General features: G+C 44.1%; 17 protein-coding genes, 1 other RNA gene, 1 riboswitch and 1 other annotated feature. Of the genes, 17 read left to right on the top strand and 1 reads right to left on the bottom strand.

Annotated elements, in window-relative coordinates; all coding sequences use genetic code 11:
• Window positions 1-4: 4 nt before the first annotated feature.
• From thrC to C0979_RS03830, 4 genes are all read left to right on the top strand, one after another.
• Window positions 5-1,522 carry a threonine synthase gene (thrC, locus tag C0979_RS03845; RefSeq protein ID WP_101694721.1) on the top strand — a complete coding sequence of 506 codons (1,518 nt, stop codon included), beginning with the start codon at window positions 5-7 and terminating at the stop codon, window positions 1,520-1,522.
• 389 nt (window positions 1,523-1,911) lie between these two features.
• Entirely contained in the window at window positions 1,912-3,516 is a 1,605-nt protein-coding gene (gene pckA / locus C0979_RS03840; RefSeq protein WP_101694720.1) for a phosphoenolpyruvate carboxykinase (ATP), read from the top strand.
• Window positions 3,517-3,605: 89 nt separating this feature from the next.
• A non-coding RNA gene (gene ssrS, locus C0979_RS03835) (6S RNA) lies at window positions 3,606-3,787 on the top strand.
• Between the two features lie 183 nt (window positions 3,788-3,970).
• Window positions 3,971-5,431, top strand: coding sequence for a SpoIID/LytB domain-containing protein (locus tag C0979_RS03830; protein WP_242962634.1), 1,461 nt, complete (start codon window positions 3,971-3,973; stop codon window positions 5,429-5,431).
• A 49-nt stretch (window positions 5,432-5,480) separates the two neighbouring features.
• Here the strand turns inward: C0979_RS03830 and C0979_RS03825 are convergent, their stop codons facing one another.
• Window positions 5,481-6,050, bottom strand: coding sequence for a xanthine phosphoribosyltransferase (locus C0979_RS03825; RefSeq protein ID WP_101694719.1), 570 nt, complete (start codon window positions 6,048-6,050; stop codon window positions 5,481-5,483).
• Between the two features lie 124 nt (window positions 6,051-6,174).
• Here C0979_RS03825 and C0979_RS03820 point away from each other — a divergent pair, with 124 nt between their 5' ends.
• The 13 genes from C0979_RS03820 (at window position 6,175) to nuoF (ending at window position 24,389) form a co-directional block, all read left to right on the top strand.
• Window positions 6,175-7,047, top strand: coding sequence for a YihY/virulence factor BrkB family protein (locus tag C0979_RS03820; RefSeq protein ID WP_101694718.1), 873 nt, complete (start codon window positions 6,175-6,177; stop codon window positions 7,045-7,047).
• Window positions 7,048-7,103: 56 nt separating this feature from the next.
• Window positions 7,104-7,336: a binding site (T-box leader), on the top strand.
• A 120-nt stretch (window positions 7,337-7,456) separates the two neighbouring features.
• Window positions 7,457-8,476 (top strand): phenylalanine--tRNA ligase subunit alpha, encoded by a 1,020-nt coding sequence (gene pheS, locus C0979_RS03815; protein ID WP_101694717.1) that lies wholly within the window; start codon window positions 7,457-7,459, stop codon window positions 8,474-8,476.
• A 58-nt stretch (window positions 8,477-8,534) separates the two neighbouring features.
• A complete protein-coding gene (gene pheT, locus C0979_RS03810; protein WP_101694716.1) occupies window positions 8,535-10,955 on the top strand; it encodes a phenylalanine--tRNA ligase subunit beta in 2,421 nt (806 codons plus the stop codon).
• 32 nt (window positions 10,956-10,987) lie between these two features.
• On the top strand, window positions 10,988-12,013 hold the full coding sequence (gene queA, locus C0979_RS03805; protein ID WP_101694715.1) for a tRNA preQ1(34) S-adenosylmethionine ribosyltransferase-isomerase QueA: 1,026 nt from the start codon (window positions 10,988-10,990) through the stop codon (window positions 12,011-12,013).
• 80 nt (window positions 12,014-12,093) lie between these two features.
• On the top strand, window positions 12,094-12,570 hold the full coding sequence (locus C0979_RS03800; protein ID WP_101694714.1) for a superoxide dismutase family protein: 477 nt from the start codon (window positions 12,094-12,096) through the stop codon (window positions 12,568-12,570).
• 89 nt (window positions 12,571-12,659) lie between these two features.
• Window positions 12,660-13,829 (top strand): CD0519/CD1768 family membrane protein, encoded by a 1,170-nt coding sequence (locus C0979_RS03795; RefSeq protein WP_101694713.1) that lies wholly within the window; start codon window positions 12,660-12,662, stop codon window positions 13,827-13,829.
• Window positions 13,830-13,923: 94 nt separating this feature from the next.
• Window positions 13,924-14,111: riboswitch (cobalamin riboswitch) on the top strand.
• A 184-nt stretch (window positions 14,112-14,295) separates the two neighbouring features.
• Window positions 14,296-17,817, top strand: coding sequence for an immunoglobulin-like domain-containing protein (locus tag C0979_RS11785; protein WP_145995101.1), 3,522 nt, complete (start codon window positions 14,296-14,298; stop codon window positions 17,815-17,817).
• On the top strand, window positions 17,805-18,506 hold the full coding sequence (locus C0979_RS03785) for a DUF4430 domain-containing protein (RefSeq protein ID WP_101694712.1): 702 nt from the start codon (window positions 17,805-17,807) through the stop codon (window positions 18,504-18,506). Before C0979_RS11785 ends, C0979_RS03785 begins: the two co-directional genes overlap by 13 nt.
• Window positions 18,482-19,207, top strand: a complete 726-nt coding sequence (locus C0979_RS03780) for an ECF transporter S component (RefSeq protein WP_101694711.1) — start codon at window positions 18,482-18,484, stop codon at window positions 19,205-19,207. The genes C0979_RS03785 and C0979_RS03780 overlap by 25 nt, the downstream gene beginning before the upstream one ends.
• Window positions 19,198-20,082, top strand: coding sequence for an energy-coupling factor transporter transmembrane component T (locus tag C0979_RS03775; protein WP_101694710.1), 885 nt, complete (start codon window positions 19,198-19,200; stop codon window positions 20,080-20,082). Before C0979_RS03780 ends, C0979_RS03775 begins: the two co-directional genes overlap by 10 nt.
• A complete protein-coding gene (locus C0979_RS03770; RefSeq protein ID WP_159459847.1) occupies window positions 20,079-21,686 on the top strand; it encodes an ABC transporter ATP-binding protein in 1,608 nt (535 codons plus the stop codon). The genes C0979_RS03775 and C0979_RS03770 overlap by 4 nt, the downstream gene beginning before the upstream one ends.
• Window positions 21,687-21,957: 271 nt before the next feature.
• Window positions 21,958-22,452 carry an NADH-quinone oxidoreductase subunit NuoE family protein gene (locus tag C0979_RS03765; protein WP_101694792.1) on the top strand — a complete coding sequence of 165 codons (495 nt, stop codon included), beginning with the start codon at window positions 21,958-21,960 and terminating at the stop codon, window positions 22,450-22,452.
• Window positions 22,453-22,478: 26 nt separating this feature from the next.
• Window positions 22,479-24,389: an NADH-quinone oxidoreductase subunit NuoF gene (gene nuoF / locus C0979_RS03760; protein WP_242962633.1), complete on the top strand. Its 1,911-nt coding sequence runs from the start codon at window positions 22,479-22,481 to the stop codon at window positions 24,387-24,389.
• Window positions 24,390-24,404: the final 15 nt, after the last annotated feature.

Below are 24,404 nucleotides of genomic sequence, written 5' to 3'. Positions count from 1 at the left end.
TAACATGAATCTATATTATAAAAGTACAAGAAATTCTCAGTTGCGGGTTACAGCATCTGAGGCGATTTTGACAGGATTGGCTCCGGACGGTGGTTTGTTTGTTCCGGAACAGTTGCCGGTACTTCCGATTCCGGTGAAGGAACTGGCGGGAAAAAGCTATCAGGAAACAGCATATTTGGTTATGAAACAGTTCCTAGATGATTTTACAGAAGAAGAATTGAAATCCTGTATCAGCAAGGCTTATGACAGTAAGTTTGACAATGAAGAGATTGCGCCGCTGGTAAAAGCGGGAAATACTTATTATTTGGAATTGTTCCATGGAGCAACGATTGCATTTAAAGATATGGCATTGTCGATTTTACCGCATCTGATGACAACGGCGGCAAAGAAAAACCATGCAGACAAGGAAATTGTTATTTTGACAGCGACTTCCGGAGACACTGGAAAGGCTGCAATGGCAGGATTTGCGGATGTGGAAGGAACCAGAATTATTGTTTTCTATCCGAAGGATGGCGTCAGCCAGGTTCAGGAACTGCAGATGGTGACCCAGAATGGGGAAAATGTAGATGTAGTGGCAATCCACGGTAATTTTGATCAGGCTCAGAGTGGTGTGAAGGAAATGTTTCGTGACCAGGAGTTGGCGAAGGAACTTGCAGAACATGGCTACCAGTTTTCTTCTGCAAATTCAATTAACATTGGGCGTCTGGTTCCGCAGGTGGTCTATTATGTATATGCATATGCAAAATTATTAGAGTATGGAGAACTGGAAGAGGGAGAACTTCTGAATGTTGTAGTCCCAACTGGAAACTTCGGGAATATTCTTGCAGCATACTACGCAAAGCGGATGGGAGTTCCAATTGGGAAACTGATCTGCGCATCCAATGAAAATAAAGTTCTGTTTGATTTCTTTCAGACGGGAACGTATGACAGGAACAGAGAGTTTGTACTGACAACGTCTCCGTCTATGGATATTTTGATTTCCAGTAATTTAGAGCGTTTGATTTATCTGGTTTCTGGTGAAAATTCCGCGGAAACAAAAGCACTTATGGAGGCGTTGACAGTGGATGGAAGCTATACGATTACAGATGAAATGAAGGAACGTTTAACAGAATTTGCAGGTGGATATGCGACAGAAGCTGAGACATCAGAATGTATTCGAAATGTATATGAAGAGACAGGATACGTGATTGACACACATACAGCAGTGGCAGCAGATGTGTGTTGTAAATACCGCAAAGCGAATCGGTGTGATCAGGATACTGAAAAGAATGAGGAACAATCAGAAAAATATTTGGTAGCATCTACGGCAAGTCCGTATAAATTTGTTAAGAGCGTATTGACTGCGATTGATGAAAAGTACGGTGAGGCGGAAGAGTTAAAGCTTCTTGAAGAGCTGGAGAAAGTATCAGGTGTGGAGATGCCTCAGGCAGTTCGTGAAATTCTGGATGCAAAAATCTTGCATACACTGGAGTGTGATGCGGATAAGATGAAGGAGACAGTCAAGGGAATTTTAAAAATTTAAGAGATTGTTAAAAAAAAGACTATTGACTTTTTAAAGGCACGATGCGATAATGAGTAAGGCAGAGAAAGAAGTAGTATTCTGATGAAGAGAAGATAAAAGAAGCATTTTTTAAAGGGATAAAAAGCTTCTGTAATTTAAAACGCGAAAATGCAAGTTTGATCTAACGATCTTGCATTTTCGCGTTTTTTTATACCATGATACCGAAGAAAGGAAAGATAAATGAATAATAAAGAATATAAACTTTCACAAAAAGCTTGTTAAAGTGTTGACTTTTTTAAAGAAAAATGAGATAATAAAGCAAATGTCGTCGTGACTAGGTATAGGCATCTAAAAGTTCAGGTATCAGCGGCGGCGATTAAAATGAATGAAAGAAAAGAGGTTAATGAAAGATGGCAAAAATCGATTTAACTAAGTATGGTATTACCGGAACAACAGAGATTGTGTATAATCCTTCCTACGAAGTACTCTTTGAAGAAGAGACAAAGCCAGAGCTGGAAGGTTTTGAAAGAGGTCAGGAAAGCGAACTGGGCGCAGTGAACGTAATGACAGGTATTTATACCGGACGTTCTCCAAAAGATAAATTCATCGTTATGGATGAAAACTCTAAAGATACTGTATGGTGGACTTCTGATGAATATAAGAACGATAACCATCCGGCAACACAGGAAGCTTGGGACACATGCAAAGAGATTGCATTAAAAGAGCTTTCTGATAAGAGATTGTTTGTAGTAGATGCATTCTGCGGTGCAAATGCAGACACTCGTATGGCAATCCGTTTCATTATGGAAGTTGCATGGCAGGCACATTTTGTAAAAAATATGTTTATCCAGCCTACAGAAGCAGAACTTGAGAATTTTGAGCCAGATTTCGTAGTATATAATGCATCTAAAGCAAAAGTTGAGAATTACAAAGAATTAGGATTGAATTCTGAGACAGCAGTAGTGTTTAACATCACAAGCCGTGAGCAGGTTATTTTGAATACATGGTATGGTGGAGAAATGAAGAAGGGTATGTTCTCTATGATGAACTATTACCTTCCATTAAAGGGAATTGCTTCTATGCACTGTTCTGCAAACACAGATATGAACGGCGAAAATACAGCAATCTTCTTCGGTCTTTCCGGAACTGGTAAGACAACACTTTCTACAGATCCAAAACGTCTTCTGATCGGTGATGATGAGCACGGATGGGATGACAATGGTATCTTCAACTTTGAAGGTGGATGCTATGCAAAGGTAATTAACCTGGATAAAGAATCTGAGCCAGACATTTACAATGCAATTAAACGAAACGCTCTTCTTGAGAACGTTACATTAGATGCAGAAGGAAAGATTGACTTTGATGATAAGAGTGTAACAGAGAATACACGTGTATCTTATCCAATCGATCACATCGAGAAGATTGTACGTCCGGTATCTGCCGCACCAGCAGCAAAGAACGTAATCTTCCTTTCCGCAGATGCATTTGGAGTACTTCCTCCAGTATCTGTGCTGACACCAGAGCAGACAGAGTACTACTTCCTGTCTGGATTTACAGCAAAATTGGCTGGTACAGAGCGTGGAATCACAGAGCCTACACCAACATTCTCTGCTTGCTTTGGACAGGCATTCTTAGAGTTGCATCCAACCAAGTATGCAGAAGAGCTTGTTAAGAAGATGGAAGCAAATGGTGCGAAAGCATATCTTGTAAACACAGGATGGAATGGAACAGGAAAACGTATCTCCATTAAAGATACTCGTGGAATTATCGATGCAATCTTAAACGGAGATATCAAAGATGCTCCGACTAAGAAGATTCCACACTTTAACTTCGAAGTTCCAACAGAACTTCCAGGAGTTGATCCTGCAATTCTTGACCCACGTGATACTTATGCAGATGCTGCAGAGTGGGAAGAGAAAGCAAAAGATCTTGCAGGAAGATTTATTAAGAACTTCGCAAAATACGAAGGAAATGAAGCTGGAAAGGCACTTGTTTCTGCTGGACCGGAACTGTAAGAATCAGCAAATTTTGCAAAAATTGGAACAGTTTTGAATTGAATATATGGGTTGTAAAATCCATGTAAATGAGGTATAATAATCTCAGTGATCACCTGGGATGCACGACAACTTCTGTTATTTTGAACCTACATTACTTTAAACGGGACTCTTATATCTCCGTAATATGTCAGGCCTCCAGTTACGCAGGGGAAGACAGAAAAGCGGATGCGGACACCCACCTAGCAGCAGCTAGGAGTCAAAATACAGAAACCGGCATTTTGGGGATATACAAAAGATAAAGGGCAGTTGCTTAGGCAGCTGCCTTTTTTGTCGTGTTTATGATTAATTGGAGAAATAAGGTTTGAAAAAGATCTAGCAAAAAAACTGAGAAAAGGTAGCGTTTTAAAGTGGAAAGTATAATTGGAATACCATGGGCATAAGATGATGCAAGAAGGACAAGGAGCCTGAAGTGGTGAGAGTGAAGTGGATGACAAGAAGAGGCAGCAGATCTCTTTTGATTTTTCGTTATATCCTCTATTGTGCAGGTATCTGGCTTCATTTGTTGGTGATGACTGGAATGCTGGCTGTTTTGGGGTGTGGACCCGGGGGAGCAAAAAGTAGCTTTGAAGTGGAGAAGAACGATGCCGATGGAGGATTTATGGGGAAAGAACCTTGGGGATCAGAAAGAGGAGAAAAAGAAAGTTGGAAAAGGAAACGTTCAGATGCGAAAGGAAAGAAGAAAGCAAATAGGGGGAACAAGCAGAACAAAGAAACAAAGAAAGATCCGGTGATTCGAGTATTGCTGATGACAAATGGATATCAGGGAACGCAGCATAGTCAGGCAGAGCTTGTTTCGCCAGCGGGGATGATTTTGGAAGCAGGAGAAGAAAGATGGCAAGTGGAAGGAGGACAAAGCTTGTCTATTACACCGGGGGATGAATGGGTCAAGGATAAGATTGTTCGGGCGTGGGCGAAGGATGGAGGGGAGATCACGGTAAACAGCATCGATCGCGCATACGGGAAACCATCTTATGAAGGAACAGTGGAAATTCGTTGTGGAACGAACGGATTGATACTGATCAATGAATTACCGGTGGAACGTTATCTGTGTAAAGTTGTTCCCAGTGAGATGCCGCCGTCTTACGAGCTGGAAGCGTTGAAAGTTCAGGCAGTGTGTGCAAGAAGCTATGCTTATCGTCAGATGGCTTCTTATGGTTATCCGGAATATGAAGCACATATAGATGATAGTACGGCTTACCAGGTATATGGAAACTCCAAGCCGCAGGAACGTTCGACACAAGCCGTGAATGCGACATGTGGAGAAGTAGTCATGTATCACGGACAGATTGCGACAACTTATTATTATTCCACATCCTGTGGAGAAACAACGAGCCTGGAAGCGTGGGGAACTCCGACAAATGACGAGAATGGATACTTACAGGCGGTAGAGGTAAGTGGAAAAGTTGGGGATTATGAAAAAGATCTACCTTGGTATCGATGGGAAGCAGCCATACCAGTACAGACCTTATCCACATTGGTGGAACAGAATTTGGGGAAAGGGCTGGGGATGATTCGGGATATTCAGGTGACGAAGAAAGGGCCGGGGGGAGTGGTGCTTCAGATTAAGCTTATCGGAGAAAATGGAGATGCGACAGTAGACACTGAGAATAAAATTCGGGCTGCTTTGGGAGGAAATGGTTATGAGATTAAGAAGCAGGATGGAGGCGTAGTGCCTAGTTCAAAATTGCTTCCAAGCGCCTTTTTTACAGTAGAAAAGGGAGCAGACATCTTCCTGATTAAGGGGGGAGGATACGGTCATGGGATAGGAATGAGTCAGAATGGCGCGAATGAAATGGCGAAGGAGGGGAGATCCTACGAGGAGATTGTAGAGTTTTTTTTCCGGGGAGCTAAAGTACAAATGGTGACAGGGTAAATTTAATTGGGGACGGAGTTTTTTTCAAAAAACTCCGTCCCCAATTAAATTATTCAAACTCCAAAGAAGTATCCGTCATGGATTTAATTATGGCAAGGGATTCCAGGTGGATTCCTTTTTCCCGGATCATATCGCCTCCCTGCTGAAAGCCTTTCTCGATAACAATTCCAGCGCCTTCGATGGTCGCGCCGGCTTTGTGAATCAGGTCAATCAGTCCCATCAGTGCACAGCCATTGGCGAGGAAGTCGTCAATGACAAGAACATGGTCATTGGAGTCTAAGAACTTCTTGGATAGGATAACATCATAAACTTTTTTGTGAGTAAAAGATTCAACTTTTGTAGAGTATATGTCTCCATCCAGATTGATACTTTGCGATTTTTTAGCAAATACTACCGGTACATTAAAGTACTGGGCTGCAATGCAGGCAATTCCGATGCCGGAAGCTTCTATTGTAAGAATTTTCGTGATCTTGTCGCTTGGAAAGCGGCGGCGGAATTCTTTACCAATTTCATTGATAAGATCGATATCCATCTGATGATTCAAAAAGCTGTCAACTTTCAGTACATTACCGGGTTTTACCAGCCCGTCTTTTAAGATTCGTTCTTTTAATAGTTCCATGGGATCTACCTTCCTTATGTATCATAGTGTATAAATTCTATAGTATAATACAGTGAAAAGTTTTTCAATAGACAAATAGACAAAAATCAGGTAAAATATAGAACGTATAATTGGAGAGAAGAGAATGAAAAGAGTAAAAAAAGTCTATCGAGAAATGATGAATATTGCCGGAGATGTTGCATCGGATCATGTTGGAGCCTATGCGGCTCAGTCTTCTTATTTCTTTATGCTGTGTATGATTCCGATTATTTTGCTGTTGCTTACGATGGTGCAGTATACGCCGATTACGAAAGCGGATGTAATGACGGCTGTGCTGCAGGTGTTTCCATCTTCCGTGGATTCCATGATTACATCGATTGTAAATCAGGTATACAATCAGTCTATGGGAATCATTCCGGTTACGGTTTTGGTTGCGCTCTGGTCTGCGGGCAAGGGCGTGCTGGCAGTGACAACGGGCTTGAACTGTGTATATAAATGTGTTGAGACCCGTAATTATATTGTGCTTCGCATCCGTGCAACGATTTATACAGTGATGTTTATTCTGGTTATTATTTTGCTGCTGGTGCTGTCTGTATTTGGAAATGCATTGAATATTTTTATCGCGGAACATATACCGATTTTGGAGAATCTGGCGGATCAATTGATTGCATCTAGAACGATCATTACGCTGATTGTAATGATTGCGTTTTCGCTGCTGATATACAAGTTTTTGCCAAACCGGAAAGATAAGATGTTAAGGCAGCTTCCAGGTGCTGTATTTGCGGCGATTGGATGGATGATCGTTTCCTGGATCTTTTCGATCTATGTGGATGTATTTAAGGGCTTTTCCAGTATGTATGGAAGTCTTACAACAATTGTTGTTATTATGCTGTGGATGTATTTTTGTATGTATATTACACTGCTTGGCGGAGAACTGAATGTGCGGATGTACGATAAGCTGTTTGGTGCAAAGGATCAGGAGAATGAGAGTAAGAAGAAAGAAAAAGATCCCAAGTAATGACTTGACAACCCAAATTCATATGATAAAATAAGGAAGTGTGAACAGAAGATAGTAAAAAGGCAATGACCGTGTAAGTAGAGAATCATTTTCCATCAGAGAGGGAAGACCACCGGGCTGAAAGTTTTCTTGGGTTCAGATGAGGATCGAATTTCCCACGTAAGCCGTATCTTTGAAATAATAGTAGGAGATGCCGTAGAGCGCTGTACGTTACACAGCAGATGAGTGCTTATATTCAGAAGAATATGAGAATCAGGGTGGTACCACGGGTAATCGTCTCGTCCCTTTTAGGGGCGAGTTTTTTTATTTGTCAGAGAATTTCTGTTAAGAGACATGGATTATAGAAGAAAATTTTTCTGGAAAAGTCACTAGCAGCAGCTAAAAAGTATTTAGAAAGGAAAAGAAAGAGATGAAAGAAAAGTTACAAAACATCAAAGAAGAAGCGCTAAGAGCGATTGAAGCGGCAGATGTGCCGGAGAAACTGAATGATGTACGTGTCAAGTTCCTTGGTAAAAAGGGTGAACTTACGGCGGTGTTAAAAAGTATGAAGGATGTAGCGCCTGAGGATAGACCGAAGGTGGGACAGATGGTAAACGAAACACGGTCAGCCATTGAAACACTGCTGGAAGAGAGCAGAACGAAGATGGAGCGTGCGATCCGTGAAGAGAAGATGAAAGAGGAAGTCATTGACGTAACACTTCCATCTAAGAAAAATATGGTAGGTCACCGTCATCCAAATACCATTGCGTTGGAAGAAGTAGAGCGTATTTTCGTAGGAATGGGTTATGAAGTGGTAGAGGGACCGGAAGTAGAATATGACCTTTACAATTTTGAAAAATTAAATATTCCGGATGGACATCCGGCAAAGGATGAGCAGGATACATTTTATGTGAATAAGGAAATTGTGCTTCGTACACAGACTTCACCGGTTCAGGCGCGTGTGATGGAGCAGGGTAAGCTTCCAATCCGTATGATTGCGCCGGGACGAGTATTCCGTTCAGATGAAGTAGATGCAACACATTCTCCTTCTTTCCATCAGATTGAGGGGCTGGTTATTGATAAAAACGTTTCTTTTGCCGATTTAAAAGGAACGCTGGAAGTATTTGCGAAGGAATTATTTGGACCGGATACAAAGACAAAATTCCGTCCACATCATTTCCCATTTACAGAGCCGAGCGCGGAGGTTGATGTCAGCTGCTTCAAGTGCGGCGGAAAAGGATGTCGTTTCTGTAAGGGATCTGGATGGATCGAGATTCTTGGCTGTGGTATGGTGCATCCGCATGTGTTGGAAATGTGCGGCATTGATCCGAATGAATATACAGGCTTTGCATTCGGTGTAGGCTTAGAGCGTATTGCACTTTTGAAATATGAAATTGATGACATGCGTCTGCTGTATGAGAACGATATTCGCTTCTTAAAACAGTTCTAATGAATCGATAGAAGATAGAAGAAAGAGGCATAAGAGACATATTGAAAGGAGATTTATAATGAATACATCATTATCATGGATAAAAGCATATGTTCCTGATCTTAATGTAACTGCACAGGAATATACAGATGCAATGACATTGTCCGGTACGAAGGTAGAAGGGTATGAAGTGTTGGATGCAGACCTTCATAAGATCGTGGTTGGACAGATCGACAAGATTGAAAAGCACCCGGATGCAGACAAACTGATTATTTGTCAGGTTAATGTGGGATCTGAGACAATACAGATCGTTACAGGAGCCAATAACGTGCATGAGGGCGATAAGGTGCCGGTCGTGTTGGATGGCGGTCGTGTAGCAGGCGGACATGAGCCGGGAAGCCGTGTGGAAGGCGGCGTGAAGATTAAGAAGGGAAAGCTTCGCGGGGTAGAAAGCTTTGGAATGATGTGTTCCATCGAAGAGCTGGGCTCCAATCGGGAAATGTATCCGGAGGCACCGGAAGAAGGAATTTATATTTTCCCGGAAGAGACAGAAGTCGGCGCGAATGCAGTGGAAGTCTTAGGTCTTAACGATGTGGTATTTGAGTATGAAGTTACCTCCAACAGAGTGGATTGTTTCAGCGTGGTTGGAATTGCAAGAGAAGCTGCGGCGACATTCGGAAAGGAATTTCATCCTCCGGTTGTTACGCCAACCGGAAATGACGAGGATGTGAATGCTTACATTAAAGTGAGAGTGGAAAATGAGGATCTGTGTCCGAGATATTGCGCCCGTGTGGTAAAAAATATCAAGATCGGACCATCTCCGAAATGGATGCAGAGACGTCTGGCGTCTGTAGGAATTCGTCCGATCAATAATCTGGTAGATATTACCAATTATGTAATGGAGGAATATGGGCAGCCGATGCATGCGTATGATCTGGATACTATTGCGGGCAAAGAGATTGTTGTACGTAATGCAGAAAACGGAGAAAAATTTACGACGCTTGATGGACAGGAACGGGAATTAGATGAGACCGTGCTGATGATCTGCGATGGGGAAAAATCTATAGGAATTGCCGGAATTATGGGAGGAGAGAACTCCATGATTACGGATGATGTGAAGACGATGTTGTTTGAAGCAGCATGTTTTGACGGAACAAATATCAGAAAATCCAGCAAAAAGGTTGGACTTCGTACAGATGCTTCTGGAAAATTTGAAAAAGGACTGGATCCAAATAATGCGCAGGCTGCTATTGATAGGGCATGTCAGTTGATTGAAGAGATGGGAGCAGGTGAAGTCGTAGGCGGCATGGTTGATGTATATAGCAAAAAGAAAGAGCCGGTTCGGGTACCGTTTGATCCAGATGCGATTAATGAGCTGTTGGGAACGCAGATCTCTAAGGAAGATATGATTGGATATTTTGAAAAGATCGGTATCGTTTACGATGAAGCTTCTGGTGAGGTGGTTACACCAACATTCCGTCACGATTTGTTCCGCATGGCAGATTTGGCAGAGGAAGTGGCAAGATTCTATGGATATGATAATATTCCGACTACACTTCCTAGAGGAGAAGCAACGACAGGAAAACTTTCCTTTAAGCTTCGTGTGGAAGAGGTTGCACGTGACATCGCAGAGTTCTGTGGATTTAGCCAGGGAATGACATACTCTTTTGAAAGCCCGAAGGTATTCGATAAGCTTTTGATTCCGGAAGATTCTTCCCTTCGTCAGGCAGTAGAGATTATGAATCCACTGGGCGAGGATTACAGTATCATGCGTACGACGCCGCTAAATGGGATGCTGACCTCTCTTGCAACCAACTATAATAGAAGAAACAAGAATGTAAGACTTTATGAGCTTGGAAATATTTATTTGCCAAAGGCGCTTCCTCTGACGGAACTTCCAAAAGAGCGGATGCAGTTTACGCTGGGAATGTATGGAGACGGTGATTTCTTCAGCATGAAGGGTGTGGTAGAAGAATTCTTTGAAAAGATTGGTCTTCACAAGAAAGAGGTTTACGATCCGAATTCCGGCAAGCCATATTTACATCCAGGACGTCAGGCAAATATCCTGTATGATGGCGTAGTGGTTGGATATTTAGGTGAAGTGCATCCAGATGTGGCAGATACTTATGGAATCGGTACCCGTGCATATATTGCGGTAATTGACATGCCGGAGATTGTAGAACGTGCCACATTTGACCGGAAATATACCGGAATCGCAAGATTCCCGGCAGTGACTCGTGATATCAGTATGGTGATGCCAAAAGAGATTCTAGTTGGTCAGATAGAAGACGTGATCGAGAAGAAGGGCGGTGCTTATCTGGAAAGCTATGCGCTGTTCGATATCTATGAGGGTGCGCAGATTAAGGATGGTTATAAATCTGTTGCCTACTCCATCGTATTCCGTGCGCAGGATAAGACCTTGGAAGATGCAGAGGTTACGGAAGCAATGAACCGAATCTTAAAGGCATTGGAAGGTATGGGAATTGAACTTCGTAAATAACAGATTATCATATAGAAGGGATTCAAAGAGAAATGAAACGTCAGGATTTTTACTATGAATTGCCGGAAGAATTGATTGCTCAGGATCCGCTTGAAGATCGTTCCAGCTCCAGGCTGCTTGTATTAAATAAGCAGTCTGGGGCTGTTTCCCATCATACATTTCGGGAAATTACGGATTATCTGAAAGAGGGCGACTGCCTGGTGATCAATGACACGAAAGTAATTCCGGCTCGGTTAATCGGTTCTAAAGTGGGAACAGATGCCAAGATAGAAGTATTATTATTGAAAAGGAAAGAAAATAATGTCTGGGAGACGCTGGTGAAACCGGGAAAAAAGGCAAAAGTCGGAGCAAAGATCAGCTTCGGTGATGGACTTCTGATCGGAGAGGTAGTAGACATTGTGGAAGAAGGAAATCGTCTGATTCAGTTTACTTATGATGGGATTTTTGAAGAAATTTTAGATCAGTTGGGGCAGATGCCGCTTCCGCCATATATTACTCACCAATTAGAGGATAAGAACCGCTATCAGACGGTCTATGCAACGCATACAGGTTCTGCGGCAGCGCCGACGGCAGGGCTTCATTTTACGCCGGAACTTCTGCGTCAGGTGGAAGAGATGGGGGTGGATATTGCCAGGGTGACTCTCCATGTCGGTCTGGGAACGTTTCGACCGGTGAAGGTGGATGAGATTACAGATCATCATATGCATTCAGAGTTTTTCCAGATTGATGAAGAGGCAGCAGAGAAAATCAACTGTACCAAGGAACGGGGGGGGCGTGTGATTTGTGTAGGAACTACCAGCTGTCGAACGGTAGAATCGGCCGCAGATGAAAATGGACATCTGGAAGCGAAGAGTGGCTGGACGGAGATCTTTATCTATCCGGGGTATCAGTTTAAGGTGCTGGATGGGCTGATTACGAATTTCCATTTGCCGGAATCCACATTGATTATGTTGGTTTCGGCGTTGGCAGGTCGGGAACCTGTGCTGGCAGCTTATGAAGAAGCTGTGCAGCAGAGATATCGATTCTTCTCATTTGGAGATGCAATGCTGATTTTATAAATGCTGATTCTGCAGCATATAAAGAAACATTTTTAAATCTTCTGCATAAGATAAATGGATAGTTGTAGGAGATGATTGGTATGCTGCGAGTGATCCATGAGATGCCGGCGGCCCATGCGGTTATCCGGGGAAGTGAGACATTTGAGACAATTCAGGGAAATGTTTATTTTTATGAAGTTTACAACGGAACAATACTGGTAGGAGAGATTTTCGGGATTCCAGATGAAGTGGAGAAGGAAAGCGGAGGCTTTTTGGGCTTTCACATTCACGAAGGTGGAAGCTGTACAGGAAGCCCGGAGGAAGCGTTCGCCTTTGCAGGAGGACATTTAAATCCAGAGAAAGAGCCGCATCCGAAGCATCAAGGAGATTTGCCGCCTCTTTTAAGTCATCGGGGAATTGCGTGGATGGAGGTCTATACAGGAAGGTTTTATCCGGAAGACGTTATTGGGAAAACCATTATCATTCACGATTGTCCTGATGATTTTCGGACGCAGCCATCCGGAGGAAGTGGCAGGAAGATTGCCTGCGGAGAGATTGAGGGCTGGGAAAAAAGTTAAAACGGCATTTGTATATTTTTCGTTTTTGTGTTATGATGGTTTTCGTCATTTTCTTAACGAGCAAATCAAATAGTACAGAAAGGAAGAATATGGAAAACAGAAAAACAAAAAACGCAGTCAGTTTAGAAACTATTGTATTTCTTGTTCTGTTTGGAGTCGGAGCAGCCGCCATCGGTATGACGATGGGGGGCGGAAATATGATGAAAACCCTGATGGCAACAGCGTATGAACTTCTTTTGGATACGGTGTTTAATATTATGGCAATTGCAGTCATTGCCGGAGCGCTTTCCGGAATTTTTTCGGAATTCGGGGTGATTGCACTTTTAAACAAACTTCTTTCGCCGTTGATGAAGCCACTTTATAATTTACCAGGTGCAGCGGCAATCGGAGTAATGACGACTTATCTGTCTGATAACCCGGCGATTTTAAGCTTGGCGGAGGATCGGAATTTTAAAAAGTATTTTAAGAAATTTCAGCTTCCGGTGCTTTGTAATCTAGGGACTTCTTTTGGAATGGGACTGATTGTCACAACATTTATGATTGGTCTGAATTCTGATGGAGAGAAGATCGGTCTTGCAGTTTTGATCGGAAATATCGCTGCAGTGATTGGAAGCATTGTCAGTGTCAGAATGATGATGCACTTTACAAAGAAGGAATTTGGAACGACGGAATATTGTATTCCTCTTGATAAGAATGAAAATATGGATGATCTGCTGAATAAGAGAGAAATTCGGGACGGCGGTGTTGGACGGCGCCTTTTAGAATCCATGTTGGAAGGTGGAAAGAATGGTGTGGATGTCGGCCTTGCGATTATTCCGGGAGTGCTTGCAATCTGTACCGTTGTAATGATTTTGACGAATGGTCCGTCTGCAGACGGGACATACACAGGAGCAGCTTACGAAGGTGTTGCACTGCTTCCGTGGTTGGGAGAAAAACTGGATTTTATTCTGAAACCATTGTTTGGATTTAGTTCTGCATCTGCGGTTGCAGTTCCGATTACTGCACTTGGAGCAGCTGGGGCAGCCATCGGACTGGTGCCGAATATGCTTGCTTCCGGAGCGGCTCATGCAAATGACGTTGCAGTATTTACCGCAATGTGTATGTGCTGGAGCGGATATTTAAGTACCCATGTAGCAATGATGTCTTCGCTGAAAGTCAGCAAGATGACAGGAAAGGCGATCGTCAGTCATACTATTGGCGGTTTATGTGCCGGAATTGTGGCAAATTTCCTGTTTCAGCTACTGTCTATGATCGGATAGAAGCTGTTCGAAAAACATATGGGAAGAATTTGTAAATGCCGAAAATTGGCATGAAAAAGTGAGAAAAGAATTTGACAGACGATGCCGAAGAAGATACAATAAAAAAGATACAGGTTCTGTATGTTACAGATGAAAAGGGAATGCGGTGAAAAGCCGCAGCAGCTCACTCTACTGTAAGGGATGGCGAACGCCAAAGACCACTGTCAGAATAACGTATGGCGGGAAGGTGGCAAGTAGATAAGAAACCCAAGCCAGGAGACCTGCCTGTAATTATTGTAAAATCTTTCGGTGAGGATAAGAGGATACGCAAAGGAAGAGGTCTCAGTTAAAAATATAGGAAAGAAGAGACATTCTTGTGATGTGTAGTGGTTGCCGAAAGGCAGCCATTTTTTTCTTTACAGAGAAAATCTGTGGGGTGAAAAGCAGCTTAATTCTGTTCTTCGTACGAAAGTAGAATGGAGAATCAATGAAAAAGAGAAGAGAGAAAAGAAAGAGGTTGTCAGGCCTTTTCCTTGCAGCACTTTTGCTGCTGGGAAGCGTGGCTAATGCAGGAAGTGTGCATGCTGGTGATCAGACGCTTACAGGCTATGGAATGACGGTGACACTTCAGATTGAAGGGTATGGCCGAACGGTAGAGCAGGGGATGAAGATTACGATGCCGGATACATACCACACCTTTGCAGACTATGGTCTGGAAGGAGTGCCGGAACCGGCAGAACCTGGTTATACGGTGCTGCACGTAATGGCGGAATATTGTGAACAGCAATATGGAGAAGGAACAGCACCGGACCTGATTCAGGCAGACGGGGGATACGTTTCAGGATTCCTTGATCTTCCGGAAGAGTCAACTTTAATGTTTCTTAGAAACCATGAAAGTCTACAGGTGGGAGCGCAGGAGCAGATGGTACAGGAAGGGGATCTGCTTTCTGTAGTGGATATCTGGGCGAGCAGTGATTGGTCATTTGGTGGCCAGTATGGGTGGTTTGCACAGGAAAATATGACGGCAGAAGCGGGAGAACCGGCTGCGATTCAGTTAAATACCACACCTCTGATGTGGAATGAAGCTTCCAATCCTTCTGGGGCAACCATTCAGGTGAAAAATGCAGACCAGGAAGTTGTGGCAGAAGGGAATACTGGAGCAGATGGAATGGCATCGGTGGTAGTTGCAGAAGCCGGAAGCTATACGGTGACGGCAAAGCGCCAGAATGCTTACTATGATAAAAAGGGAAATTATGCCTGGGATCTGGTTACGCCTCACGGAACACTGACCGTGACGCCGGGAGAGATGCTAACAGATGCAGAGGCTGTTAAACAGACGGTGGAAGCCTTGAATTTGGGCGATCTTAGCCAGGTGACGAAGGACTTAACTCTTCCGTTGGCAGGAAAGCAGGGAACGCAGATTACCTGGACGAGCTCGGATGAATCCTGTATTCGGATCGAAGGAGAGACGGGGAAGGTGACCCGTCCGACAGGAGAGGACCGAATCGTGACTCTGACAGCAGAAGTAAAGAGAGGCAGCGAAGTCGCTTCTAAAAAATTTGAGGCAACGGTGATAGGAACGGCGCTGTTTACAGAGCTTCATACAGATTATGGGAAGCTGGTTTATGAAAAGGGGATTCAAGAATATACCCTTTACGTGCCGGATGGCGTGAAAAAACTTTCGATTAGCGGAACAGCTGAAGAGGGTGTCAGTGTTGTAAAGTTGAAAGTACGAGGTGAAAAAGGCGAAGAAAAGACGGAGACGGTATTGGCGGTCGTAGATCCTAAATTTGAGAAAGAATCCTGGTTGGTGAATCAAAGTGGAGCAGAGCTGACACCACAGGATATCGTGATAGAAACCATGGGAGCTGTGGCTGGAACGGTTACGCTTCATGTGAAGCGCGGAAATCCGGCGGATCCACTTCCGGATCTTCCCCATGACTGGGGACAGCATTTGGGAAATCAGGGAAACAATGCCGTTATTTCTGTGGAAACTCCGGTGAAGGATGCAAATCTTATATGGAAAAGCAGCAACAAGGGAGATGCATTTTTTGGAAGTGCAGGATATCCGATCTTGGTAAATGAAAAAGTTTACGTGGCGAGAAACGAAGAAATACAGATGCTGGATAAGGCAACCGGCGAAGTAGTAAAAAGTACGAAGCTAAAGAAGCAGACCGGTTGGTATTCCTATATTTCATATGGGGATGGAAAAATTTTTGTTCCTCTGGCAGATGGAAGTGTACAGTGTTTTGATGCACAGACATTGAAGTCTTTATTTGTTACCAGTGTACCAGGGCTTGGACTTGGGTATCAGGGACTGAGTTCTGTCTGCTATGCAGATGGGAAAATCTATGTTGGCTATACCAACGGTGGAAATCCTGGTTCCAGCCAGGGAGGTGTCGCTGCGTATGAGACTCTTGACCTTGTAAAAGAAGATGCGGAAGAGATTGTGGATCCTGTATGGGATTATCAGAATGGTGAAGGATTTTATGGAACCGGAGCTGTAGCGGCAGAACGTGGAGAAAATGCTTATATTGTCATTGGTGGTGATGATGGAAAAGTAATCAGTATTACTCCAAAAAACGGTGAGGTAAAGGGTGAACTCTCGGTAGAAGGAGCAATTAGAAGTGCGGTTGTGGAAGCAGATGGGTATCTGTGGGTGACAACACAAAAAGGGAAAATTTACAAATTAGATTTGAAAGAAGATGGAAGTATTCAGAAGGCCGCACAGGCAGATCTTCCGATGCAGACCAATGCATCAGCAGCAGTAGCTGACGGGAAAGTGTATATTACAGGTGGAATGTATAATCAGGGATTCTTGTCGGTCTATGATGACAATCTGAACGAATTAAAGACAGTGGAAACCAAGAGTCAGTTAAATACGCCAACGGTGATAACGGCATATGAAGATACTTATGTGTATTTTACAGAATATACGACACCGGGAAGTCTGTATGTAGCCACAGTGACGGCAGAGAATGAAGTAACGATCAAAACGTTGTACACACCGGAAGGAGAAGATGCCAATTATGGAATGGCAAATGTAGTTATTGGAGCGGATGGAACCATTTACTACGGGAATGATTCTTCTTATTTGTTTGCAATTCAAGGCGAAAAGCCAGTGACACCAGATCCGGAGCCATCACCAGAACCTTTACCGGAACCAACGCCAGATCCAAATCCATCACCGGAACCATCACCAAATCCGGGAGCGGGAACTTCTGGAGAAAATCAGGAAAATGAAGGGGAGCAGAAACCTGTCCTTCGTCCGGTAAAGAATGTAAAGCAAAAGAAAGGAGAAGCTGGAAAGAAGAGCCAGAGTGAAAATATTGCCGAGGCTATTAAACGAAATGCAGAAAAAGGAGAAACTTCTTTAACTGTGCGGAATGTACCGGAAGTATTAGAGGCGAAAGTGTTTGAAACTTTGGCGGAATATCCACAGTTCTCCCTGGTGCTTGACTGTGAAAGTTATACCCTTAGCATAAAAGGGATGGATGTAAAAGATCCGTCGGCATCCTTACACACCAGATTGGTGGAAATGGAGAGTGAACTAAGTGACAAAGAAGCAGAAATGTTCCAGGCATATCAGCAGCTTGCATTGGAACAGGAAGGAGAATTTCCTGGAGTTGTGACAGTGGTATATCAGCTTCCTGAGCACCTAAGGGATATGGAGATGCTCGAGTTGTATGAATTTTCCAAAGTAAAAGAGCGGGATCTTAGTGCGGTTGAAGAAGTTGTGATGCAGAAGGGGTATGCGATGTTTACCATGAAAGATCCTGGAAAATATGTATTGGCAGCACAAGCGGAAAAGGAAGATGAGACTGAGTTGGCAATGGCGAAAACAATGGACTCTAATATGCCGTCAGGAACCCAAAAACAAAGTAGCAAGCTGACTCCAAGTTGGCTGATGGTTGGGAGTGCAGTGCTGGGAGGACTGGCAATCGGTGCAGCGATAACAGGATTGGTTGTCTCAAAACGCAGAAAGAAGGAAGATACATGGGAAAATTAAAGAAGCATTGGAAACGAGGAAGGGGTTGGCTGGTAATACTTACAGTCCTGATCCTTTCTATTAGCGTTTCCGGCTGTACAGGGGAATCTTCGTCTCAGGAACAGAATACGAAGAAACAGACGGAAGAACAGAACAAAGATAAGAAAGAACAGGCGAAGGAGAAAGAAAAGAAAAAGGCGCAGAAAGAGGAAATTCCACAGGGGCTTCTTCCGGGGCAGACGGAAGGGGAAGATGTAGACGGAAACAACGAAGCGGAAGCAGAAGAAGACGGCGTCGCTTATGCAGATAATTCTTCGGCTGGAAGTAAAAGCCAGGGAGGAAATCAGACGGCATCGGGAAATGGAGGGGCTGCCTCTGGAGGGACCGGTTCTTCCGGAAATAGCAGCCAAAAGCATACGGTATCGATTCAGTTTTCTGTAGATTCTTCTAATGCGGACGGGTCAGTGTCTTATGGAAGTGCCATGACACTTCCGGAAGGAGCAACCGTTTATGATGCACTGGCAGCAACGGGACTTTCCTATACAGGATATGGGTATATCGAAGAAATTGGCGGTCTGTGGGAAAAAGATTTCAGTGCGAAGAGTGGCTGGAAGTATTACGTAAATGGGTCAGCGCCGATGATGAGTTGTGCAGATTATGTATTAAAGGATGGAGATTCGGTTCAATGGGTATATGTACTAAATCCATAGCATTTCAAATTGCAGCATTGCTGTTGCCGCCGATATTTTTGGCGGTGATGGCAGTTACTGCTTATCCCTATGCGGCAGCAGCCAGTATTGCAGTAATTCTGCTGGCGCTGCTGCCATTTTTTATCGGTTTTGAACAGAAGAAACCACGGCCAAGAGATCTGGTGCCTATCGCAGTGATGAGCGTGATTGCATCTCTGGGGAGAGCGTTGTTTGCAGCAGTTCCCAATTTTAAACCGACGACTGCAATTGTGATGATTACCGGAATGCAGTTTGGCCCATTGGCAGGTTTTTTGACAGGTGCACTGTCAGCCCTTGCCAGTAATATGTTTTTAGGGCAGGGGCCGTGGACGCCATGGCAGATGTATGCGTGGGGCCTGATTGGTTTTTTGTCGGGCATAGCAGGACAAAGAAAGTGGTTTCGGCGAAGCGGTGTATTGTATTTTGCAGGCTTTTTGGCGGGGATCTTATTCGATTGGTTTTTAAATCTCCAATATCTGATTGGATATATTCGTCCGGTGTCTTGGCAGGCGATTGTACTAACTTATACAGCGGGACTAGGTTTTGATCTAGTACATGGCAGTTCTACGGTATTGTTTTTGATGCTTTTAGAGAAACCGTGGGGCAAGAAGCTTCACCGTTTGAAAATGAAGTATGGAATTTTGTCAGCGCAAGAAGAGAAGGGAGAAGAATCATGCATATAAGACCTTATACCTTGTTTTCAACCCTGCATCCGGTGATACTTCTTGGCTATGCTTTGGGAGCGCCAATCTTGACGATGTGTATGGGAAATCCGTGGTGCCTTCTGGTCTCCTTTGGATGTGCGCTGGTGATGGAGTGGTTTTATCTGGGAGAGCAGTTTGTGTGGCAGGGAATCCGCGGAACCTGGCTATTGTTCTTGCTGATTATGATATTGAATTTTATGACCAACCACCGGGGAATGATTATTTTGTTCCAGACAAGAACCCGAAGATATACGCTGGAGAGCCTTTGTTATGGTGCGGCAAACGGATTGCTGCTCTGCGCGGTGATTTTCTGGTTCCGCTGCTTTTCGGCAGTGCTATCCAATCAGAAGTTTCTGTATCTTTTCGGACGTAGGTTTCAGACGGCAGCGCTTCTTTTGTCTATGATTTTGAAATTATTTCCGGAGACACAGTATAAGATTACGCAGATTCGTATGGCGCAGGATGATTCGGCATTCCAGGAGAAGGAAGCTTTGAAAGTACGATTGAAAAAAGGCATGCGCCAGATTTCTTGTCTGTTGGAATGGAGTATGGAAGACAGTATCGAGACGGCAGATTCCATGAAAGCTCGTGGCTACGGAGCAGGCAGAAGGGGGCAGTACGAGAGGTATCATTTTACGTCGTATGACCTGGGGGCATTGGCCGTGATGCTTTGCCTGAGCGGAACTGTGATCATGGGGATGGTGCTTGGAAAGATTACATTTTCCTACTATCCTACGTTTACATGGAATAAGGAAATGCTTGTCTGGAATGTCCTGATATGTTTTTGCGAAGCGGGATTTTTGCTAATGCCATGCTGGATGGAAGTGATAGGTGCGGGAGGAAGAAGACGATGAGTGTATTGGATGTAAAAGCTTTAAGTTTTGCTTATCCAAATGGAAAAAATATATTGCATGCGATAGATTTGACGATTGCAGAAGGAGAATTTATACTGTTGTGCGGACCTTCAGGATGCGGAAAGACGACGCTGCTTCGTTGTATGAAAGCGCAGATTGCTCCGGTGGGAACGAGGAAGGGAAGTATGAGTGACCTTCCGGCAAAAGAGATCGGATATGTGTTTCAAAATCCAGAGAACCAGATTGTAACAGACACTGTGCGCCATGAATTGGCATTTGGGTTGGAGAACATGGGGCTTCAGACGGAGACAATCCGTCGGCGTGTGGCGGAGACGGCGTTGTTTTTTGGAATTGATGAATGGATCGATGCGTCTGTTTATGAGATCAGCGGAGGTCAGAAACAGCTTTTGAATCTGGCATCTGTGATCGCTATGCGTCCGAAGCTTCTGTTGCTGGATGAGCCAGTCTCACAGTTGGATCCTCTTGCCAGAAAAAATTTTTTAGATGTGCTTTTACGGGTCAATCGTGAGTTGGGAATTGCAGTTGTGTTAAGTGAACATCACTTAGAAGAGATGCTGCCGCTTGCGGATCGGGTGCTTTTTATGGAAGCAGGTGCATTTCATTATGAAGGAGACGCCCAGGGGTATGTACGATATATGAAAAGGAGAAGGGCGGAACAGAAAAAGAAGTTGTATGGATTAGAAAGCGGTATTTCGGCAGCGGCAGAGATCGCATGTTTCTGGGAGCAGGAACGAAAAGAGGCGAAAGTGGAGAAACTGCCCCTTACGGTTCGAGAGGGACGGCAATATCTGGGAAAGAAGAAGGAGGAAGGAAAAGAGACCGGGCAGTGGGATCAACAAATAGAAAAGATTAAGGAGCGTTATCGGAAGAAAGAAAGCGTCAAAGAGCGTGGAACAAAAGGAAGCCGTAAGAATGTCTGCCTGCTGATTGATCATATTTGGTTTCAGTATCAAAAGCAGACGCCATTCGTACTAAAGGGGCTGGAACTTCGGATTGAGCGGGGAGAATTTCATGTGATCCTTGGAGGGAATGGAAGTGGGAAGACAACGCTTTTATCGATACTTGGGAAGAGGCTATATGCCAATAGGGGAAAGATTCGGCTGGGAGAGGATCGAAAGCTGCCTAGGATTGCGCTTCTTCCACAGAATCCCAAGGCCATGTTTTCCAGAGATACTGTGGAGGAAGAATTGCAGGAAGCTGGATGTACAGAGAAATTGGCAGAATCTCTGGGGCTTTTGCAGCTTCTTTCACAGCATCCCTATGATTTGAGCGGAGGAGAGCAGCAGAGGCTGGGGCTTGCCATGGTTCTGGCAAAAGAGCCGGATCTTCTTCTGTTGGACGAGCCTACGAAAGGTCTTGACGGGGTGGCAAAAAAGCGGATCGGCGATGATTTGGAGACTTATGTACGTCAGGGGCACACGGTATTGTGTGTGACCCACGATGTTGATTTTGCGGCGGCTTATGCGGATGTGTGCAGCCTTTTATTTGAAGGCGAGATTTTATCAACGGAGTCAGCACAGACATTTTTTGAGGATAATGCATTTTATACGACAGATGCAGACCGGATTCTACGTGGGATTTAGACTCCAAAATGAAGTTTTCATTGGCTGAAACAGGCAGGATTTATTTCTGAAAAAGAGATAAACCTGCCTATTTTATTGTCATTTTGTCTCTGTCTGCAGTGGGGAAAATAGCTTCTGCACTACCGATGTTTTAAAAGTCAGAAAATACAAACAATTATAATAAAACATATAGAATTTCAAAAAAATACTATGTTATGATACTTAATAATTTCATTTGAATTACGATAGTAATTAAGAGTATAATATGACAGAAAAAGGAGGTAATGCAAAAATGCTTTCTAACAAATCCACAGTTCAGTTTCATGGAACGAAGGAACAGGAAGAACAATTAAAAAACGTGATCCATGAACTGAAAGATGAGAAGGGGGCGCTGATGCCGATCTTGCAAAAAGCGCAGGATATTTATGGATATCTGCCCATCGAAGTGCAGACCATCATCTCTGACGAGACCGGAATTCCGTTGGAGAAGATCTATGGAGTGGTTACATTTTACGCGCAGTTTAACCTGAATCCAAAAGGACGCTATCATATATCCGTCTGTCTTGGAACGGCCTGTTACGTAAAAGGTTCTGGTGATATCTACAATAAGCTGATGGAAAAACTTGGGATTGTGGGAGGAGAATGTACGCCTGACGGCAAGTTTTCCCTGGATGCATGCCGTTGTGTCGGTGCCTGCGGTTTGGCGCCGGTTATGATGATTAACGATGAAGTTTACGGACGGCTGACGGTAGATGATATTGATGATATCCTGGCAAAATATGAATAGACCGATCACGAGAAGGGAGGACGGGTATGAAGTCGCTTGAAGAATTAAAAAGTATTCGGGAACGGATGCATGAAGAATTAAAAATCCGCTATGAGCGCGAAGAATATTATCAGGCAGGCAGCGCGGAAGGTCTGGAAAATGGTTCCCAATACCGTAAGCATGTGTTGGTGTGTGGAGGTACGGGATGTACCTCTTCCGGAAGCCAGAAAATCCGAGAAGAACTGGAAGCAGAATTAAAAAGGAATGGACTGGAAAATGAGATCTGTGTGATTAAAACGGGGTGTTTTGGTCTGTGCGCATTGGGACCGATTATGATCGTTTATCCGGAAGGTGCCTTTTATTCCATGGTAAAAGAAGAAGACATTCCTGAGATTGTAGAAGAACATCTGGTAAAAGGAAATGTGGTTCGGCATCTTCTGTATGATGAGACGGTGAAGCACGGAGAGGGCATTCTGCCGCTTCAGGAAACCAGATTTTATAAGAAGCAGCATCGTGTTGCGCTTCGTAACTGCGGCGTGATCAGTCCGGAGAAGATCGAAGAATACATAGGAACAGGTGGATATGAAGCGCTTGGGAAAGTGCTGACAACGATGAAACCTCAGGATGTAATTCAGATCATTTTAGACAGTGGATTAAGAGGAAGAGGCGGAGCCGGTTTCCCGACTGGAATGAAATGGAAATTTGCAGCAGCAAATGAAGCTGATCAGAAATATGTCTGCTGTAATGCGGATGAAGGAGATCCGGGAGCTTTCATGGATCGATCCGTGCTGGAAGGAGATCCGCACGTAGTTTTAGAGGCAATGGCCATTGCTGGCTATGCTATCGGTGCATCTCAGGGCTATATTTACGTGCGTGCCGAATATCCGATTGCAGTAGAGAGACTTACCATTGCGATCGGTCAGGCAAGAGCCTGTGGACTGCTTGGAAAAGATATCTTTGGAACGGGTTTTGATTTTAACATTGAACTGCGGCTGGGAGCCGGAGCGTTTGTCTGTGGCGAGGAGACAGCTCTGATGACTTCTATTGAAGGAAATCGTGGGGAACCGCGTCCGCGTCCACCGTTCCCGGCGCTCAAAGGATTGTTCCAGAAGCCGACCATTTTAAATAACGTAGAGACGCTGGCAAATATTCCGCAGATTATTTTAAATGGAGCTCAGTGGTTTGCGTCCATGGGAACGGAGAAATCCAAGGGAACGAAAGTATTTGCATTAGGCGGAAAGGTAGAGAATACCGGATTGGTAGAGATCTCCATGGGAACGACCCTTCGGGAGATTGTAGAAGAGATCGGCGGAGGAATCCCGCATGGCAAGAAATTTAAGGCGGCGCAGACCGGAGGACCGTCCGGTGGCTGTATTCCGGCTGAACATTTTGATGTGCCGATTGATTATGATAACTTAATCGCCATTGGTTCTATGATGGGATCAGGCGGACTCATTGTTATGGATGAAGACACCTGTATGGTGGATATTGCCAAGTTTTTCCTGGAGTTTACAGTAGATGAATCTTGTGGTAAGTGCACGCCGTGTCGTGTGGGAACCCGAAGAATGCTGGAAATTTTGGAAAAGATTACGAATGGGCAGGGAACCATGGAAGACCTGGATAAATTGGAAGAGCTGGCAGAGCATTTGAAGACGGGATCCTTATGTGCGCTGGGACAGACGGCTCCGAATCCGGTCCTGTCTACTTTGCGGTACTTCCGGGATGAGTATATTTCCCATATTGTAGATAAAAAATGTCCGGCTGGTGTCTGTAAGGCACTGCTATCTTATAAGATTGATGCTGATAAATGTAAGGGATGTACACTTTGTGCAAGGACTTGTCCAAATGATGCAATTACCGGTTCAGTGAAAGAGCCTCATGTGATTAATCAGGATAAATGTGTGAAGTGCGGAGCTTGTATGGAAAAATGCCGCTTCGGCGCGATCTATAAAGAATAAGGGAGGGCGGAGACT

The organism is Dorea phocaeensis, assembly GCF_900240315.1.
GTDB lineage: Bacteria > Bacillota > Clostridia > Lachnospirales > Lachnospiraceae > Dorea_B > Dorea_B phocaeensis.
The sequence above is the reverse complement of the archived record's forward strand: the minus strand, read 5'-3'. Positions and strand labels throughout refer to the sequence as shown.

Bases quoted from the DNA above. Each gene is read 5' to 3' on its own strand.
- thrC (WP_101694721.1), top strand. From the start codon at position 5: ATGAATCTATATTATAAAAGTACAAGAAATTCTCAGTTGCGGGTTACA.
- pckA (WP_101694720.1), top strand. From the start codon at position 1,912: ATGGCAAAAATCGATTTAACTAAGTATGGTATTACCGGAACAACAGAG.
- C0979_RS03825 (WP_101694719.1), bottom strand. From the start codon at position 6,050: ATGGAACTATTAAAAGAACGAATCTTAAAAGACGGGCTGGTAAAACCC.
- C0979_RS03820 (WP_101694718.1), top strand. From the start codon at position 6,175: ATGAAAAGAGTAAAAAAAGTCTATCGAGAAATGATGAATATTGCCGGA.
- pheS (WP_101694717.1), top strand. From the start codon at position 7,457: ATGAAAGAAAAGTTACAAAACATCAAAGAAGAAGCGCTAAGAGCGATT.
- pheT (WP_101694716.1), top strand. From the start codon at position 8,535: ATGAATACATCATTATCATGGATAAAAGCATATGTTCCTGATCTTAAT.
- queA (WP_101694715.1), top strand. From the start codon at position 10,988: ATGAAACGTCAGGATTTTTACTATGAATTGCCGGAAGAATTGATTGCT.
- C0979_RS03800 (WP_101694714.1), top strand. From the start codon at position 12,094: ATGCTGCGAGTGATCCATGAGATGCCGGCGGCCCATGCGGTTATCCGG.
- C0979_RS03795 (WP_101694713.1), top strand. From the start codon at position 12,660: ATGGAAAACAGAAAAACAAAAAACGCAGTCAGTTTAGAAACTATTGTA.
- C0979_RS11785 (WP_145995101.1), top strand. From the start codon at position 14,296: ATGAAAAAGAGAAGAGAGAAAAGAAAGAGGTTGTCAGGCCTTTTCCTT.
- C0979_RS03785 (WP_101694712.1), top strand. From the start codon at position 17,805: ATGGGAAAATTAAAGAAGCATTGGAAACGAGGAAGGGGTTGGCTGGTA.
- C0979_RS03780 (WP_101694711.1), top strand. From the start codon at position 18,482: ATGGGTATATGTACTAAATCCATAGCATTTCAAATTGCAGCATTGCTG.
- C0979_RS03775 (WP_101694710.1), top strand. From the start codon at position 19,198: ATGCATATAAGACCTTATACCTTGTTTTCAACCCTGCATCCGGTGATA.
- C0979_RS03770 (WP_159459847.1), top strand. From the start codon at position 20,079: ATGAGTGTATTGGATGTAAAAGCTTTAAGTTTTGCTTATCCAAATGGA.
- C0979_RS03765 (WP_101694792.1), top strand. From the start codon at position 21,958: ATGCTTTCTAACAAATCCACAGTTCAGTTTCATGGAACGAAGGAACAG.
- nuoF (WP_242962633.1), top strand. From the start codon at position 22,479: ATGAAGTCGCTTGAAGAATTAAAAAGTATTCGGGAACGGATGCATGAA.